At 70.8% G+C, this 17,854-nt stretch carries 7 protein-coding genes and 1 pseudogene; all 8 read left to right on the forward strand.

Going from position 1 to position 17,854, the window contains the following annotated elements; translation table 11 throughout:
* Positions 1 to 85 precede the first annotated feature (85 nt).
* A complete protein-coding gene (locus LG391_RS16935) occupies positions 86 to 10,780 on the forward strand; it encodes a filamentous haemagglutinin family protein (protein WP_225769176.1) in 10,695 nt (3,564 codons plus the stop codon).
* Between the two features lie 447 nt (positions 10,781 to 11,227).
* Positions 11,228 to 11,611: a hypothetical protein gene (locus LG391_RS16940; protein WP_225769177.1), complete on the forward strand. Its 384-nt coding sequence runs from the start codon at positions 11,228 to 11,230 to the stop codon at positions 11,609 to 11,611.
* A gap of 21 nt (positions 11,612 to 11,632) precedes the next feature.
* Positions 11,633 to 12,718: pseudogene (locus tag LG391_RS16945) on the forward strand (substrate-binding domain-containing protein); the annotation flags it as partial.
* 343 nt (positions 12,719 to 13,061) lie between these two features.
* A complete protein-coding gene (locus LG391_RS16950; protein ID WP_225769178.1) occupies positions 13,062 to 14,711 on the forward strand; it encodes a ShlB/FhaC/HecB family hemolysin secretion/activation protein in 1,650 nt (549 codons plus the stop codon).
* 18 nt (positions 14,712 to 14,729) lie between these two features.
* Positions 14,730 to 15,887, forward strand: coding sequence for a DUF2341 domain-containing protein (locus LG391_RS16955; RefSeq protein WP_225769179.1), 1,158 nt, complete (start codon positions 14,730 to 14,732; stop codon positions 15,885 to 15,887).
* Positions 15,857 to 16,687 (forward strand): MotA/TolQ/ExbB proton channel family protein, encoded by an 831-nt coding sequence (locus LG391_RS16960; RefSeq protein ID WP_225769180.1) that lies wholly within the window; start codon positions 15,857 to 15,859, stop codon positions 16,685 to 16,687. The genes LG391_RS16955 and LG391_RS16960 overlap by 31 nt, the downstream gene beginning before the upstream one ends.
* A 9-nt stretch (positions 16,688 to 16,696) precedes the next feature.
* Positions 16,697 to 17,104 (forward strand): biopolymer transporter ExbD, encoded by a 408-nt coding sequence (locus LG391_RS16965; RefSeq protein WP_225769181.1) that lies wholly within the window; start codon positions 16,697 to 16,699, stop codon positions 17,102 to 17,104.
* Between the two features lie 9 nt (positions 17,105 to 17,113).
* Entirely contained in the window at positions 17,114 to 17,851 is a 738-nt protein-coding gene (locus LG391_RS16970) for an energy transducer TonB (RefSeq protein WP_225769182.1), read from the forward strand.
* Positions 17,852 to 17,854 lie beyond the last annotated feature (3 nt).

Consider the following 17,854-nt stretch of genomic DNA (forward strand, 5'->3'; position numbering starts at 1 on the left):
AGCCGGCCGGTTCGATAGGACAGCAAGGATAGGCGCGCTGGGAAGAGAGCGCGGATAGTCCTTTTTCGAGCCTGGAGCTGCCCATATGGCCGGCATTGGCGCCCCGATTCCCGCCACCCGATTCGGGTCCGCCGTATCCGGCATCCTGCCGGGGCGGCTGCGCCTTGGCTGCAGCGCCCTGGCCCTTCTCGCCGGGCTGGCGGCGCTGGCGGTGGCGGCGCCCCCTGCCCGGGCCGACGGCGCCAAGATCGTCGGCATGCGGCTGGTCCGCGGCGACGGCTCCGGCACCGCCGCGACCGGCGGCGGGGGCGGCAACGGCGGCGGCGGCAACAGCATCGTGGCCGGCGCGCTGGCGCGGGCAGCCTCGGCCGGCCAGCCGCGCGCGCTGTTCAACGGCATGCGGCTGAACCGGATCGAGGATGCCGGCGCCAGGAACCCGGTGATCGACGCCACCAACAAGCTGATGACCATCGAGCAGCTGAAGCCGAAGGCCATCATCAACTGGGACAGGTTCAACATCGCCGGCGGCGAGACGGTGAAGTTCGACCAGAAGGGCAACCGGGACTGGGCGGTGCTGAACCGGATCGGCCAGGCCGACCCGTCGCGCATCGACGGCGCGCTGAAGGCCGACGGCCACGTCTACCTGATCAACCAGAACGGCGTGATCTTCGGCAAGGGCTCGAGGGTCAATGTCCGCAACCTGGTGGCGTCGTCGCTGAACATCAGCACCGACCAGTTCACGCGCGGCATCCTGGCGGACAACTCGACTGACACCACGGTACGACCCGTGTTCACACATGAGGGTGACGGCGAGCCCGGCATGATCCGGGTCGAGCGCGGCGCGCTCATCGAGGGGCCGGACAACGGCAGCGTCATGCTGCTGGGCGGGTCGGTGGTCAATGAAGGCACGATCCGCGCCCCCGCCGGGCAGGTCGTGATCGGCGCCGGCCGCAATATCTACCTCTATCCCGCGGGATCGAACATCACGCAGCCGGATGAGCGGTATCCGCGCGGCGTCACGATCGAAGTCGATTCCCTGCCCGGCCGCGACTCCGGAACGGCCAACCGGGTGGTGAACACCGGAACGATCGACACGCCCCGCGGCGGCAACATCTCGATCGCCAGCCTGCTAATCGACCAGAACGGCCGGCTGTCCGCGACCACCACGGTGCGGGCCGGCGGCTCGATCCAGCTCAAGGCCGCCACCGACCCGGGCTATGAAAATACGCCGCCGACGCAGGTGCGGCGGAGGGCTTCCGGCAAGATCACCTTCGGCCGCGGCAGCGAGACGACGATCCTGCCGGAGGACAGCGCCGACACCATCACCGACGCCGAAACGTTCGAGCATTCCAAGGTCCAGGTGATCGCGGGCGCCGCGACCATGGAGCGGGGGGCGGAGATCCGGGCGCCGGCGGGCGATGTCGGGGTCGAGATCACGGAATCCACCTTCGACGGCTCGCCGAACCGCTTCACCATGGAGCGGGGCAGCCGGATCGACGTGTCCGGCACCACCTCGACCGAGGTGGCGATGGAGCGCAACCAGGTCTCGATCACGCTGCGCAACAACGAGCTGAACTCGCCGCTGCAGCGCAACGGCTTCCTGTTCGGCAAGACGGTCAATGTCGATATCCGCGACGGATCGCCGATCGGCAGCATCGACGGCTATCTCAAGAGCGTGGGCCGCACGGCGGCGGAGCGCAGCGCGGCCGGCGGCACCGTGTCGATCGGGTCCACCGCCGTGACCCGAACCGGCGAGGTGGTGATCCGCGACGGCGCCGTCATCGACGTCTCCGGCGGCCAGGTGCGCTATCGCGGCGGCTGGCTCGACACCACCCAGCTGGTGGGCGCCGACGGGCGGGTCTACGACATCGGCGAGGCGACGCCGGACATCCAGTATGTCGCCTTCGCCGAGCAGCGCTTCGGCCAGCAGAAGATCTACGGCCCGCGCTGGGAGGCCGGCTATGTCGACGGCATGGATGCCGGATCGGTCAGCATCACCACCGGCGCCGCCGTGATCGACGGCAGCATCGCCGGCCGGACCACGGCCGGGGCGAGGCAGCGGGCGCGCGACCAGCTGCCGGCGCTGGGCCGGCTTTCCCTCAACCTGACCGGCCCGATCGATGTCACCTTCGGCGCCGGCGGCACGCGGCTGCCGAACGGGTTCGGAGCAGGCGACGCGCTGCCGGAGAATCTGCGCGACCGGCTGCGGCTTGCCCCATCGCTGGTCGGGGCGACGGGGGTGGACAGCATCTCGGTCGTGACCAGGGGCGGCGACATCGAGGTGCCGCGCGGCGTCGTCCTGCGCACCGCGCCGGGCGGGTCGGTCGATCTTCAGTCGCATCGTCTCAGCCCTACCCTCGGGGATGCCGCTGACTACGGCGACATCACGGTCGCCGGCGCGATCGAGACGCCGTCGGGCACCATCACCCTGGGCGGCCGAGACATCACCCTGGCATCCGGAGCGCGGCTGGCGGCCCGCGGGCAATGGGTGAACGACCGGATCGACGCGCAGGGCGCCCCCTATTCCGGCGGGTCCGGCCCGGCCGGCGCGGCGCTGCCGGGTGGCGGCTCGATCAGCCTGGGCGCGATCGAGAACCCGACGATCCGGCACGGCAGCCTGATCGACGTCTCCGCCGGCGGCTGGGTCGCGACCGACGGATCGCTGACCAAGGGCAATGGCGGTGACGTGCTGCTGACCTCCGGCCGCTATGTCGACCCGGCCTACCGTGACGGCAAGAGCGGCGGCAAGTTGATCCTCGCCGGCGACATCCGGGGCTACGGGCTGGACCGCGGCGGATCGCTGACCATCCGCACCGACCGGATCTGGATCGGCGGCGGGATGGCGCCGAAGGGGGCGCTGGTGCTGGCCCCCGATTTCCTGAGCCGCGGCGGCTTCAGCGACGTGACGCTGCAGGGCTATCGCGGCGTCACCGTGGCGCCGGGCGCGGTGGTGACCCCGGCGGCCCAGACGCTGCGGCTGAACCCGGACTATCTCTGGCGCGCCGGCGGCGGCGACGTGTTCGGCTTCGCCGGCCTGGAGCTGCTGCCCGAGGCGCTGCGCCCGGCCGGGTCGCTGACCCTGATCGCCCGCGCCAGCGATCCGGCAGATACCGGACCGGGGTCGGATCACGCCGGGGACGGCGGCAGCGTCGTCTTCGGCCGGGGCTCGGTGGTGCGGATGGGCATGGGCGGCTCGGTCACCGCCGTGGCGGCGCGCATGGTGCGCGTCGACGGCACGATCGAGACCCCGGCCGGGCAGATCACGCTGACCGGCGGCGTGACCCTGGACGACACCATGGCGGAGTACGATCCCGAGGCCGGAGTCAGGATCGGCGCGACCGGCCGGCTGCTGGCGCGCGGCGCGGTCAGGCTGGACCCGACGACGGACGGGACGCGGCGCGGCACGGTGCTGGACGGCGGCACCATCACCCTCGCCTCCTACAATGGCGCCGTGATCGTCGAACGCGGCGCCCTGCTGGACGTCTCCGGCGTCTCGACCGAGATCGACTTGCGCAGCATGACCATGTACGGGCTGAAGCTGCGGTCGCAGACCATCGCCGGCAACGGCGGCACGATCCGGCTGGCGGGCAGCGAAGGGCTGTTCGTCGACGGCACCCTGCTGGGCCGCGGCGGCGGCCCGGGCGCCGAGGGCGGCACGCTGATCACCGAAGTGCTCGCCAAGCCGGGCCGCGAAAGCAGCAAGCGTCCCGGGCTGCCGCTGGAGTTCCTGCGGGTGCTCAACATCCGGCAGTCGGGCCTGTCGGCGGGGGCGGCCGACGGCTACAGCGCCGGCACGCTGGACCGCTTGGCCGGCCAGGGCTTCGTCGCCGCCGACACGGTGATGGGCGGCGGCTTCGGCAGCTGGGTGATGGGCTCCGCCAATGTCGTCAATTTCGACGGCGACGTCACCGTGAAGCTGGGTCGCGAGATCCAGATCTCGGCCTATACGATCAGCGCGACGCCCGGCTCCAACGTGGTGCTGCAGGCACCGCGGGTGGCGTTCACCAATCTCGGGAACGAGCAGGACCGGCTCGGATCCTTGAACCCGATCTCGGCGCTGGGCGATCGGATGCTCAGCCCGGCGACCCAGCTCTCCATCCTCGCCGACCTGATCGACATCCGCGGCGGCGATTTCCGGCTCGGCGGCCTGTACCGGTTCGACACGGGCAAGCTCGGTCCCGACTTCCAGCCGATCTACAAGGACCGTCGCTTCGGCGGCTTCACCACGGCCCGGTTCGAAAGCCGCGGCGACATCCGCTTCACGGGTTCCGACGCCAACCTGACGGGCACCCTGCGCAGCGCCGGCGACCTGGTGTTCAAGGCGGCGCAGCTGTATCCGGCCAGTGGCCAGACCTTCACGATCGGCGCGCTGGGCCGGGTCACGGTGCTGCCGAACGGCAAGGCCGACGCGCCCTGGTCGGTCGGCGGCCAGCTGACGATCGAGGCGCCGGAGATCGTGCAGAACGGCACGATCCGGGCGCCCCTGGGCAGGATCATCCTGGGATATGACGACCCCGACCTCGACACCCGCGTCGCGCTCGGCCGCGGCAGCGTGACCTCGGTGTCGGCCGACGGGCTGACGGTGCCCTATGGCTATGTCCAGGACGGCTCGAACTGGCTCGATCCGAACGGCGAGTCTATCTCCACCCCGCCGGTCAAGGAGGTGCGGCTGCGCGGCGACGACGTGGCGGTGGCGGACGGAGCCACGATCGACGTGCGCGGCGGCGGCGAGATGCTGGCCAGCGAATTCGTCCCCGGCTCGGGCGGGCCGGCCGACGTGCTGAACGACCCGAACAGCTTCGCCGTGATCCCGGGCTATGACGGCTATGCGCCCTGGGACCAGTATCTGAGCGGGACCCGGCCCGGCGGCGTCACGACCCCCGACTTCCGGTCGGACGTGCCGGTGGTGACCGACACCGCCACGACGGCCGGCCAGTATCTGCAGCAGGGATCCAAGACCGGGCTGCGGGTCGGCGACCGGATCTATCTCTCGGGCGGCGGCGGCCTGCCGGCCGGCACCTATGTGCTGCTGCCGGCGCGCTATGCGCTGATGCCCGGCGCCTATCGCGTGCGCGCCTTCGACGGCATCCTCGACATGCTGCCGGCGATGAACGGCCGGGCGCCGGACGGCAGCGCCTATGTCGCCGGCCGCCGCTCCGTCCTCAACACCGGCATCCGCGACGCACGCTGGGCGGGCTTTCACATCGAATCGGGCGAGGTGCTGCGCCAGCGGGCGCAATACGACGAATACCGGGCCAACAGCTTCTTCGTCTCCGACGCCTTCCGGCAGCGCCAGCAGAACGACGGCGGGACGATCGTGCCGCCGACCCTGCCGATCGATGGCGGCACGCTGGTCGCCAACGCCACCGAAACGCTGCGGCTGGACGGCACCGGCCTGTTCGCCCCGGCCGAGGGCGGACGGCTGGGCCGGTTCGACGTCGCCGCGGCCAAGGTCGCGGTGGTGTCCGCCGGCGTGGACACGCAGGACCTGGCGGACCAGGGCTACCTGCTGCTGCAGGCCGGCCAGATCAACGGCTTCGGCGTCGGCAGCCTGCTGATCGGCGGCGAGCGCAGCCCCGCCGCGGTCACCACGGCCGATCCGCGCGGCGGCACCCAGGTCACGGTCTCGGCCAGCGACGTGGTGGTGCGCAACGACGGCACGCCGCTGCAGGGGGCGGAGATCGTGCTGGCCGCCAAGAATTCGGTGACGGTCGAATCCGGCAGCGTGATCCGCACCACCGGCGCCGACGCAGGCCAGGGCGACACGCTGCGCCTCGGCCTGCCGCTGCCGGACGGCACCTTCGTGCCGGGTGACGGCGCGCTGCTGCGCCTGTCGACCGGCGACCGGGTGGACGTGGTGCGCGAGAACCTCATCAACACCGGCGGCACGCTGACGGTCCAGGAGGGCGCGGCCCTGCTGGCCTCGGGCAGCCTGGCGCTGGATTCCAGCGGCGACACCATCCTGGCCACCGACCGGATCTCCGGCGGCCGGGCGATCGACGCGGCCGCCCGGCAGATCAGCTTCGGCGATGCGCCGAAAGGCACGCCCGGCCTGGTGTTCCGCGACGGCACGCTGGGCGTGCTGGCGCAGACCGAGGCCCTGACCCTGCGCGGCTATGGCAGCATCGATTTCCACGGCGACGTCGCCATCGGCGGCGGCCAGGGCGCGGCGCTGAGGACGCTGTCGCTCGACAGCCCGGCCCTGATCGGCCATGACGGCGCCGACGTCACGATCAACGCCGGCGCGGTGCGGCTGCGCAACACCGGCAGCGCCTACGAGGGCGATGCCGCCCTGGCCGGCGGCAGCCTGACGATCAACGCCGCCACCCGCCTCGGCGCCGACGGCAAGCCGGTCGCCGGCACCGGCCGCATCGACCTGGCCGACGGGCCGGTGCGGATCGCCGGCTTCAACGCGGTGACCCTGGCGGCGCAGGAGCGGATCGTCGGCACCAGCGGCCTCGGCACCGCGACCGATCTCGCTAATGGCGGCGGCACCGAGGACCGGCCGAACCGGCTGCGGGTGGACGGCGCGCTGACCTTGACCGCCGCCGCGCTGTCAGCCGGCGCCGGATCGGACAACGCGGTCGAGGCGGGCAAGGCCCTGTCCTTCCAGGGCCGGGCCGCGCCTGGCCTGCCGGGCTTCGACGAGATCGGCGGCCGCCTGCGCCTGTCGGGCGGGACCGTCACCCTGGCCGGGCAGATCGAGGCCCGCGCCGGCATCCTGGAGGCGGCGGCCACGGGCGGCGACCTGGTCATCGCCGGCGGCACCGTGATCGACGCCTCCGGCGTGGCGCGCAGCTTCTTCGACCAGACCCGCTTCGCCCCCGGCGGCGTGGTCAAGCTGTCCTCCACGACCGGCGATGTCGACCTGCGGGCCGGGTCGCGCATCGCCCTGGGCGGCGCCCGGGCCACGATCGGCGGGCAGGAGCAGGGCGGCGACGCCGGGCGCCTGATCGTCGACGCGGCCAAGGGGCGGTTCCTGGCCAATGGCGCGATCGAGGCCGCCGCGGTGGACGGCAGCCGCCAGGGTACTGTCGGCCTCGACGTCCGGGCGCTCGACCGCAGCTTCGACGCGCTGGCCGGCAAGCTGGCCGCGGCGGGCTTTGCCGAGGCGCAGCGGCTGCGCATCCGCAGCGGCGACGTCACCATCGGCACCGCGATCCGCGCCCGCGAATTCGCGCTGGCGGTCGACGGCGGCAACCTCACCATCGGCGGCCGCATCGACGCCGGCGGCGCCACCGGCGGCGACATCCGCCTGGCGGCGGGCGGCACCCTGACCCTGCAGGGCGGGGCGGTGCTGGACGCCTCCGGCGCCGCGGCCGACGCCGCCGGCAAGGGCGGCTCTGTGCTGCTGGCGGCCGGGGATGGCGGCCGGATCGACCTGCAGTCCGGGTCGGTGATCGCGGTCGGCGCCGGCGGCGCCACCGGCGCGGTGCATCTGCGCGCGCCGCGGACCGACGGCGATACCGATGTCGCGATCACCGGGATCGGCAGCCGGATCGACGGCGCGCGGCAGGTGACGGTCGAGGCGTACAAGGTGTTCGAGGTTCCGGAGAACAACGGCGTCGCCGTGATCGACCGCGGCACGCCGGACGATCCGCATGTGATCGACCAGGTGGAGGCGGATGTCAGGGCCTTCGCCGCCCACGCCGGCGCCATTGCCGGCCGCCTCGGCGGCGGCGCGACCGTCCAGGCGGGGGTGGAGCTGCGCAGCGGCGGCGACATGCTGCTGCCCGCGGACACCGATATCAACGATGCGGACCCGGCGACGGGCTGGGACCTGCGGGGCCTGAGCCAGGACGGGCTGGTGGGCGTGCTGACGCTGCGCGCCGGCGGCGACCTGAAGCTGCTGTCCAACCTCAGCGACGGGTTTGCCATCGCCACGGATGAATTCGGCAATCCGATCGTGGACCACCTGACCGGCGAAACGAAATACACGCCGCAGCGCGGTGAGAGCTGGTCCTATCGCCTGGTCGCCGGAGCCGATGCGACCGGGGCCGACCCGCTGGCACTGCAGACGGATGCGGATCTCCTGGCCGGCGGCACGCTGACCATCGGGGGCACCCTGAATCCCGGCGATCTGCCCGAGTCCGCGATCCAGGTCCATCTCCGCACCGGCACCGGGGATATCGACATCGCGGCGGCCGAGGATTTCGTGCTCGGCCCGAAATGGTCTTCGCCGCGCGGCTCCGACTTTTGGACGCCCGTGCCGCAATCAGCGGTCTACACCGCCGGCCATCCGATCGCATTCAGCCCTGGCGGCTTCACCCCGCCGAACGCGGCCGCCGCCTTTCCGACCGGCGGCGGCGATATCACCCTCACGGCCCGCGGCAGCCTCTACGGCGTGCCGGCGCGTCAGATCGTCACTGAGTATGTCTGGCGGCAAACCGATCCCGCGCAGCCGATGAGCTGGTGGATCGATGTCAACAGCTTCCAGCAGGGCGTCGGAGCGCTGGGCGGCGGGAACGTCACGCTGCGGGCCGGCGGCGACATCTCCAACCTCTCGGCGGTGATCCCGACGGTCGGCTGGGTCTCCTCCGGCCAGACCGAAATCCGCAACGGCGGCAGCCTGAGGGTCGAGGCGCTCGGCGACATCCTCAGCGGCGTCTATTACGTGGGCCGCGGTGACGCGGTGATCGAGGCGGGCGGGGCGATCGCGAGCGGGACCAGCACCTTCGATGTCTACAATCCATTTTCAACATTCCCGCTGCACACAATTCTTGCAGCCGGCGACGCACAATTCAACGTGCGCAGCCGGGGCGATCTGGCGATCGAGACCACGCTCGACCCGATGCTGGTCCTTCTGGGACCCGAGCAGATTTGCTCAATGCCGTATGATTGTTTCAGCGCATCGTCTATAGGGTTTATGTCCTATAAAGCTGAAAGCTCGGTCCGCCTCGATTCCGTTGGCGGAGATCTGTCGCTCTCCTCCAGCGAAGAGACGCTGGCCTTTCTCCTGGATCACGCGGAGATAGGCTACACTCCTTATGCAGGTCCCCCGCCCCCAACGGTGCTGCTGACCGTGTATCCCGGAACGCTTCGCGCCACAACGTTCAGCGGAGATATCCAGATCGGCGGCACGACCCTGGCGGCCACCGATCGCGGGGTCCTGGAACTGCTAGCCGGTCAGGACATTCTGATGGCGGGTGGATTGACCATGGCCGACGCCGAGTCCGGCGTGGAGCCGACGCCGACACATCCGATCGATCTCACCCTCTGGTATGGCAGCAACGATGCCTTCAAGCACCAGTACTTCTTCGACACTATCGCTGGACAGACCGAACGGCGTTTCGGCCGTCATATCGGCGACCGCGATCCGGTGCGGATCTATGCGGCGGAGGGCGACGTCCGCACCGAACCGACGTTTGCCGGGGGCTCGCCAGGAACGGCCAGCATCACGCTGCCGAAGAGCCTGGAGATGCGGGCCGGCGGCGACATCCGGGATCTCGCGCTCGCGCTGACCAACACCAACGTGGATGACGTCACCCTGATCCAGGCCGGCGGCGACATCGACTTCGCGAGCCCCAATGGCGGTGGCTTGGAAACGGGTAGCACAGGTGCGGGTATCACACTCGGCGGCCCCGGCAGCCTGGTCGTCTCGGCCGGCGGCAGTATCTATCTCGGCACCGGCCGCGGCATCGTCACCGACGGCAATCTGCGCAGCCAGGCCCTGCCGGACCGGGGCGCGGACATCACCGTCCTCGCCGGGCTGGGCGGCAACCAGCAGCCGGACCGCGCCGGCTTCCTGACCCGTTACCTGGACCCGGCGCACTACGCCGCGCTGGAGCCCTATCTGCTGGGCGACGGTGGGTCGATCTACACCGCGCAGATGATCGCCACTGTCGAGGCGCTGACCGGCCGCACCGGCCTGGACGCCGCCGCCGCCTTCGCCCTGTTCAAGGGGCTGGCGCCGCGGCAGCAGGATCCGCTGATCCGGGACATCTTCTACGCCGAGCTGCGCGCCTCCGGCCGCGAGGCCAACGACCCGTCCAGCCCGCGCTTCGGCGCCACCGACCGCGGCTATGCCGCCGCCGATCTGATGTTCCCGGGCGACGGCTATGCCGGCGGCATCGTCATGCAGGACAGCCAGATCAAGACCGCGCGCGGCGGCGACATCTCGATCCTGGTCCCGGGCGGCGGCATCCAGCTGGGGACGAACATCCCCCCGGGCACGCCTGGCCTGCATCCCAAGGAACCCAGCGACTCCGGCCTGTGGACGGTTCTGGGCGGCGACATCCGGGTGTTCGCGCAGGACGACATCCTGATCCGCGCCTCCCGCGCCCTCACCGCCAGCGGCGGCGACATCCTGATGTGGTCCTCCTTCGGCGACATCGACGCCGGCGTCGGATCGCGCAGCGCGGTGGCCACCGCCCCCGCGATCGTGCGGCTCAGCCTGAACGGCACGCTGCGGGTCGAACCGGGCGGCGTGATCAGCGGCAGCGGCATCGGCGCGCTGCAGCCGCCGGGCGATGTCGACCTCTACGCCCCGAACGGCGTGGTCGATGCCGGCGAAGGCGGCATCCGCGTCGCCGGCAACTTCAACGTCTTCGCGCTGCAGGTGCTGAACGCCGACAACATCCAGGTCGGCGGCCAGACGGTGGGCCTGCCGAGCGCGCCGGTGAACCCGGCCTCGATCACCGGCGTCAGCGACGTCGCCGCCCAGGCCACGCGGGCGATCGAGCAGTCGGTGCGCGACCAGGCGGAGAAGAGCGCCAAGCCGAACGACGAGCCGCCGCCGCTGCTGATCACCGGCGCCTTCCTCGGCTACGAGGGGGGTTAGCGGGGCCGGGGGAAGGCGCCCCCGCTCCACACCCGTCATCCCCGCGAAAGCGGGATCTCGTCACGCTGTCGTCGGCGAGAGGATCCCGCTTTCGCGGGGATGACAACGAAGAGGCGGAGCGGCACGGCCCTCCCTCCTTGGATAGCTAGAGCAGGATGAATTGAGGTCGGATCATCTCAGGGTATCCGAGCAGGGCTGGCAGGACGTCGAGCGTTATCTCGCGTTGCCTCTCCCGCGTGGCGGGAGAGGTCGGGCTCGCGCAGCGAGACCGGGTGAGGGCCGGCCCAGGCCTCGACGAAATCCCCTCACCCGGAGCCGCTCCGCGTCTCCGACCTCTCCCGCAAGCGGGAGAGGCAAATAATCAGCGCCTTCGTTCAATGGAATGACGATCTGACCAAAACTCATCCCGTTCTAAATCAGCCTTTGCACCGAGAAGGGGATATTTCGATGAAGCGATTGTCACACCGTTTGTGCTTGGCCGCCCTGGCCGCCGGCGGCCTGATTTCCGCCGCGGCACCAGCCCAGGCCGAAACCATCTACGGCGGCGGGTCGAGCGCCGCCTTCGGCCTCTACCGCAGCTGGTTCGACTGCTACGGCCGCGTGCTGGATTCGGCGCAGCATCCACGCGACGCACTGTGCACCGCCGCGGCCGGCTATCCGGTCGACGGCAACGCCCTGTTCGCCTATGCCCCGGTGGGCAGCGGCGGCGGCATCACCGCGCTGACCAGCCAGCAGTCGCCGAACGCGCAGCCGCGCGACACGCCGTATGAGACCGCCGGGATCGTCTACAACGAAGGCACCAACGGCTACGGCACCGGCCCCAACTTCTAGGACGCCTCGGGTAGCGAGGCGACGCTGACCGGCACCCAGATCAGCGCCTATAACAGCGCGGCCGGCGCCGCGCGCGGCCCGGTGATCCAGGTCCCGACCGCCGTCCTCCCGATCGTGATCGCAGTCAACACCACCGGCCTCAACATCTGGAGGGCGACGCCGGTCGGCGGCACCAGCGGCCTATACTTGTCGCGCCGAGCCCTGTGCGGCATTTTCACCGGCATCATCACCAACTGGAACGACCCGATCCTCACCTACGACAACCACAACACGCAGCTGCACGCGAGCCTGCCGATCCGGGTCGTCCGCCGCTCCGATTCCAGTGGCACCACCTTCCTGTTCACGCGCCATTTGAATCAGGTCTGCAGCAATTGGTATTACGTCCAGGCCGACGGCAACAATCACCCTTACCGGCCGGGCAACCTCGCTGACTGGAACCTCGGCGCCGGCACCACCGTGGCCTGGCCGGCCAGCTTCCTGTCGGCCAGCGGCGACGCCGGCATCGCCAGCACGATCGTCAGCACGCCGGGCGCCATCGGTTATGTGAGTCCGGATTACACCCGGCAGGTCGCCCGTCCGGAGATCTCTCCTGCCCCTGTCGCTGCCAACCTGCAGAACCACACCAACTGGGCCGCTCTCGTCGGCGACACCACGCCGACAACCGCGGAGCACATGCCGACCGCGCCGTCGGTCGCCAACCCTGAGGCCGTGCTCACAGGCCTCAGGTTGCCCAGCGTCAAGATAGCCGCCGCCTGGAGCGCCGCACTCGACACTGCGGCGCTGCGCAACCCGACATACAGGCCACCGGCCTATCCGAACCCGGCACTTGCCACCGCCTATCCGATCGTCGGTTTCACCATGCTCGACCTCTACTCCTGCTATTTCCCGGCGGCGGAGACCAGCACGCTGAAGGGCCTGATCTCCTGGTACACCGGCCACCATCCGCGGGTGTCCACCGCCGTGCCGGACCAGATCGCGCGCAAGCACGGCTTCGTGTCGCTGAACCAGACGTTCAAGGACGCAGTCTGGGCCTGGGCCAACGACGCCACCCTCGGCCTGAAGACCGGCCCGATCTCCGGCACCTGCACCGTCAGCTCCGGCACCTGACCGGCGGCAGGCCCGCCCCGAAGCATGCCCGGCGGGCCGACCCCGCCGGGCATCGCGCCCCCTCCGGAATCATGACAATACAATGACAGATCTACGCGGAATTCTATCAATATAAATGCATATAATATGCTATTACATTTCTGTGAATAGCCGCATACTTGTCCACACGAAATGCTTCCTACCACCTCAAAGCACGATTGAACGTGTCTGTATGTATGTGCTAGTCAGATTTCTAGACAAATGATCGAAACATTCGCCTTTCTGGATTTTCAGAACGGCGCATGTGTGGCGTTTTTATTGCATTTTCGCCCGGATCGGGCCGAGGCCGGCGGAGGGGGAATTCATGTGGCCGAGGAGGGGGTCGAGGCTGGTCGTGGCCGGCTGGGCGGCGTGTGCGCCGCTGCTGGCCGCGGCCGCCCAGGCGGCGGCGCCCGAGGCGCCGGCCGCCGCCGAAGCGCCGGGTGAGCCGGCGTCCGCGCCCTCCGCCGCCCCCCCTGCCGCCGCCAACCGCTTCGACATCCTGGAGTATCAGGTCCAGGGCAACACCGTGCTGCCGGTGGTCCAGATCGAGGAGGCGATCTACCCGTTCCTGGGGCCGGACAGGACGATCGACGACGTCGAGGGCGCCCGCGCCGCGCTGGAGAAGCGCTACGCCGATGCCGGCTACATCACCGTCGCCGTCAACATCCCGGAGCAGACGGTGCGCGAGGGCGTCGTCCGGCTCGAGGTGGTGGAGGCGCGGGTCGGCCGCCTCCGCGTGCGCAACTCGCGCTACTACTCGCTGGGCCGGATCAAGGGCGCGGCGCCGTCGCTGGCCGAGGGCACGGTGCCGCAGCTGGCCGGGATCCAGCGCGATTCGGAGGTGCTGAACCGGCTGCCGGGCCGCACCGTGACGCCGCAGCTGAAGGCGGGGGTGGAGCCGGGGACGGTCGACGCCGACCTGAATGTCGAGGACGAATCGCCGTTCCAGGCCTCGGTCGAGTTGAACAACCAGTACAGCGCCAACACCAAGCCGCTGCGGCTGTCCGGCTCGGTCGGCTACGACAACCTCTGGCAGCTCGGCCATTCGGTGTCGCTGCAGTACACCACCGCGCCGGAGGACCCGGACCAGACCTCGGCGATCGCCGCGACCTACACCTTCCGCATCCCGGAGTGGAAGGAGAGCCTGGTGCTGTACGGCATCACCTCCTCCTCCAACGTGGCGACGCTGGGCGGGGTGAACGTGATCGGCGACGGCACCATCGTCGGCGGCCGCGGCGTGCTGCCCCTGCCCGGCCTGACGGATTTCTACCACACGCTGATGCTGGGCCTGGACTGGAAGGATTTTGGCGAGCGCCAGCTGTTCGGCGCCGACGAATCCGAGACGCCGATCACCTACACCACGGCGACGATCGAGTACAACGCCACCCGGCCGGACACCCAGGGCACGACCTCGGCCAGCCTGTCCGCCACCTTCGGGCTGCGCGGCCTGGGCGACCCGGACGACAAGTTCGAGCAGAAGCGCGCCGGCGCCTCGGCCGACTTCGCCTATTTCCGCGCCGGGCTGGAGCGGCAGCAGATCCTGCCCGCCGAGTTCGAGCTGACGGCCCGGCTGGACGGCCAGCTGGCCAGCCAGCCGCTGATCAGCAACGAGCAGTTCAGCGCCGGCGGCGTCTCCAGCGTGCCCGGCTACCTCGAATCCGAGGAGCTCGGCGACAATGGCTGGATCGCCGCGCTGCGCCTGTCGACGCCCAATCTCGGCCAGTGGATCGACCCGTCGGTGGTCGAGGACTGGCGGGTCTACGCCTATGGCGACTTCGCCGAGCTGTGGCTGCAGGACGCCAATCCCGGCCAGGACGACGAATTCCAGCTCGCCAGCCTGGGCTTCGGCTCGCGGGTCAAGCTGCTGAACCACCTCACCGGGTCGGTCGACCTCGCGGTGCCGCTGATCGACGCCAGCGACACCAAGGCGAACGACATCCGCATCCTGTTCACCCTCGGCGCCAGCCTCTGACCCCGGACCGACGCGAGCATGAGACGCTTCCTCCCGACCCGACCGCTCCCGACCGTCCGGCTGCTGCTCGGCGCCCTGCTGGCGCTGCTGCTGACGCCCCAGGCCGCCTCGGCCTGGTGGAACAGCGAATGGACGCTGCGCAAGCCGATCACCGTCGATCTCGGCCCCAATGCCGGCGCCGTCCCCGGCATGGCCGGGCGGGCGCAGGTGCTGGTCCGCCTGTCCGCCGCCAACTTCAACTTCCTCGCCGCCAAGGATGACGGATCCGACATCCGCGTCATCGCCGAGGACGACAAGACGCCGCTGAACTTCCACATCGAGAAGTTCGACAACCTGTTCGAGATGGGCCTGATCTGGGTCGACCTGCCCAATGCCGCGGCCGACAAGCCGCAGACCATCTGGCTGTACTGGGGCAACGAGAAGGCGACCGCGACCGGCAACGCCAAGGCCGGCTACGACGCCGCCCAGGCGCTGGTCTGGCACTTCACCGAGCCCGGGGCCCTGCCGCTCGACTCCACCGGCTACGCCAACAACGCGGCGCAGTCGACCGCGGCGAAGGTCGACGCCTCCTTCATCGCCGGCGGCATCGGCTTCAACGGCACCGGCACGGTGATGCTGCCGGCGACGCCCAGCCTGGCCGTGCCGCAGGGCGGCGCCTTCACCTGGTCGGCCTGGATCAAGCCCGGCACGCTGCAGCCCAACGCCGTGATCTACGAGAAGGAGGCGGCGGCCGGCCTGATCCAGTCCGGCGGCCTGGCCATCGGCCTCGACCAAGCCACGCCCTTCGTCAGCGTCGATGCCGGCGCCGGGCCGCAGCGGATCGCGGCCGCGGCCCCGGTGGCGGCCGGGACCTGGACCCATCTCGCCGTCACCGTCGCCGCCGGCCAGGTGACGCTGTATGTCGACGGCCGCCCGGCCGGGACCGGGGCCGTCGCCGTGCCGGCGCTGGCCGGCGCCGCGGTGCTGGGCGGCCCCTTCGCCCGCCCGCCGGCGCCCGAGCCGGTGGCGACGCCGCCGGCGGAGGCAGTGCCGGGCGCCGCGCCCGCCCCCGGCACGCCGCCGGCCGAACCCACGGCCCCTGCCGCCCCGCCCCCCCCGCCTTCGCCCATTATGTCGGCGAGCTGGACGAGCTGGAGATCGCCAATGTGGCACGGCCGGGCCCGGCGATCCTGCTGACCGCCCGCAGCGCCGCGGCCGACAGCCGGCTGCTGGCCTTCGGCGTCGACGAGGAGGGCTCGGGCTTCGACCTCGGCCACTTCAATGCGATCCTCGCCTCAGTCACGGTCGACGGCTGGGCGGTGATCGGTCTCCTGGGCGTGATGCTGCTGCTGAGCTGGGCGGTGATGCTGTCCAAGGTCGGCTACGTCAACCGGGTGGACAAGGCCAACAAGCGCTTCCTGGTGCCGTTCCGCCGGCTGGTGGCCGACCTCGCCGCGCTCGACCAGGGCGACCCGGACGACGCGACCGCGCCCGCCCGTCTCGCCGGCGGCAGCGAGGCGAAGACCTATCGCAACGCCTCGCTGTACCGGCTGTACCATGTCGGGGCCGAGGAGATCACCCACCGGGCCAAGGCGGCGCGCGGCAAGCCGGGCCGGCTGGTGCTGTCGCCGGAATCGATCGCGGCGATCCGCGCCACGCTCGACGCCACCCTGACGCGCGAGATCCAGCGCGCCAACCGGCTGATGGTGGTGCTGACCATCGCCATCTCCGGCGGGCCGTTCCTCGGGCTGCTCGGCACCGTGGTGGGCGTCATGATCACCTTCGCCGCGATCGCCGAATCCGGCCAGGTCAACATCAACTCGATCGCCCCCGGCATCGCCGGCGCGCTGGTCGCCACCGTCGCCGGCCTCGCCGTCGCGATCCCGGCCCTGTTCGGCTACAACTACCTGGCCAGCCGGATCCGCGACATCACCGCCGACATGCAGGTCTTCGTCGATGAGTTCACGACGAAGATGGCCGAATTCTATGCGCGCTGAGGATCCGCCATGCAGGTCCAGTCGGAAAACAAGCCGTATGACGACATCAACGTCACGCCGATGCTCGACCTCGCCTATGTGCTGCTGCTGATCTTCATCATCATGACCACGGCGGCGGTGCAGGGCATCGAGGTGAACCTGCCGAAGGCCAGCGCCGCCGCGGCCATGTCGCAGCCGCAGATGCGGGCGATCTCGATCGACAACCGGGGGCAGGTCTATCTCGACACCATCCCGGTGACGATGCCGGAGCTGGAGAGCCGGATCGCCCAGATCAAGGCGACCGTTCCCGACTTCCCGGTGGTGATCAAGGCCGACCAGGCGGTGCAGTACGCCCGCGTGATGGACGTGCTCGACCTGCTGCGCCGCGTCGGCGTGCAGCAGGTCGGCCTCGTCTCGCAGCGTCCGGCGACGAGCTGAGCCCGGGCGATGGAGGAGCGTCCCAACTGGATCCGGCGGATCGCCTGGGCGGGCATGGCCCTGGCCCTGGTCGCCGCCGTGATCGTGCTGGGCGCGGCCGTCCTGCGCGGCAAGCCGGTGCAGGCTCCGCGCCAGCCACCGCCGATCCAGATGGTCGAGCTGCCGCCGCCACCGCCGCCCCCTCCCCCGCCGCCGGAGCCCGAGATCAAGCCGCCGGAGCCGGTCGAGACCCCCGAAGTCAAGGAGCCCGAGCCGGTGCCGGAACCGAAGGCGGAGGAGCCCAAGCCCGAGGAGGAGGCGAAGCCGGATCCGGGGCCGAAGGACAAGGCGCCGGGCGACGACGCGCTGGACGCCGAGGGCGAGGCCTGCGCCGGCGCCGCCTGCCTGACCGCGCGCAAGGGCGGCACCGGCCTCGGCACCGGCGGGGGTGGCGGCGGAGGCGGCGGCTACGGCCAGTACGCCCTCGTGGAATCGCAGCGGGCGGCCCAGCGCGACGCGACCCTGCGCCGGGCGGTCGACGGCAGCGACACCGTGCGCGGCCGCCGCGCCTCGGTGGTGCTGGCGATCTCGGTCGGATCGGACGGGCGGATCGGCCAGGTCCGCCTGGCCCAATCCTGCGGCGACCCGTCGGTCGACAACGCGGTGGTGGAGGCGGTCCGCAGGCTCGGCTCGTTCCGCCAGGCCCCACCCAGCGGCACGCCGGTGACGCTGCGCATCCAGCTCAACATCCAGCAGTCCAGGGCATGAGGG

It is taken from the genome of Inquilinus sp. Marseille-Q2685 (assembly GCF_916619195.1).
Lineage (GTDB): Bacteria > Pseudomonadota > Alphaproteobacteria > DSM-16000 > Inquilinaceae > Inquilinus.

Bases quoted from the DNA above. Each gene is read 5' to 3' on its own strand.
- LG391_RS16935 (WP_225769176.1), top strand. From the start codon at position 86: ATGGCCGGCATTGGCGCCCCGATTCCCGCCACCCGATTCGGGTCCGCC.
- LG391_RS16940 (WP_225769177.1), top strand. From the start codon at position 11,228: ATGAAGCGATTGTCACACCGTTTGTGCTTGGCCGCCCTGGCCGCCGGC.
- LG391_RS16950 (WP_225769178.1), top strand. From the start codon at position 13,062: ATGTGGCCGAGGAGGGGGTCGAGGCTGGTCGTGGCCGGCTGGGCGGCG.
- LG391_RS16955 (WP_225769179.1), top strand. From the start codon at position 14,730: ATGAGACGCTTCCTCCCGACCCGACCGCTCCCGACCGTCCGGCTGCTG.
- LG391_RS16965 (WP_225769181.1), top strand. From the start codon at position 16,697: ATGCAGGTCCAGTCGGAAAACAAGCCGTATGACGACATCAACGTCACG.
- LG391_RS16970 (WP_225769182.1), top strand. From the start codon at position 17,114: ATGGAGGAGCGTCCCAACTGGATCCGGCGGATCGCCTGGGCGGGCATG.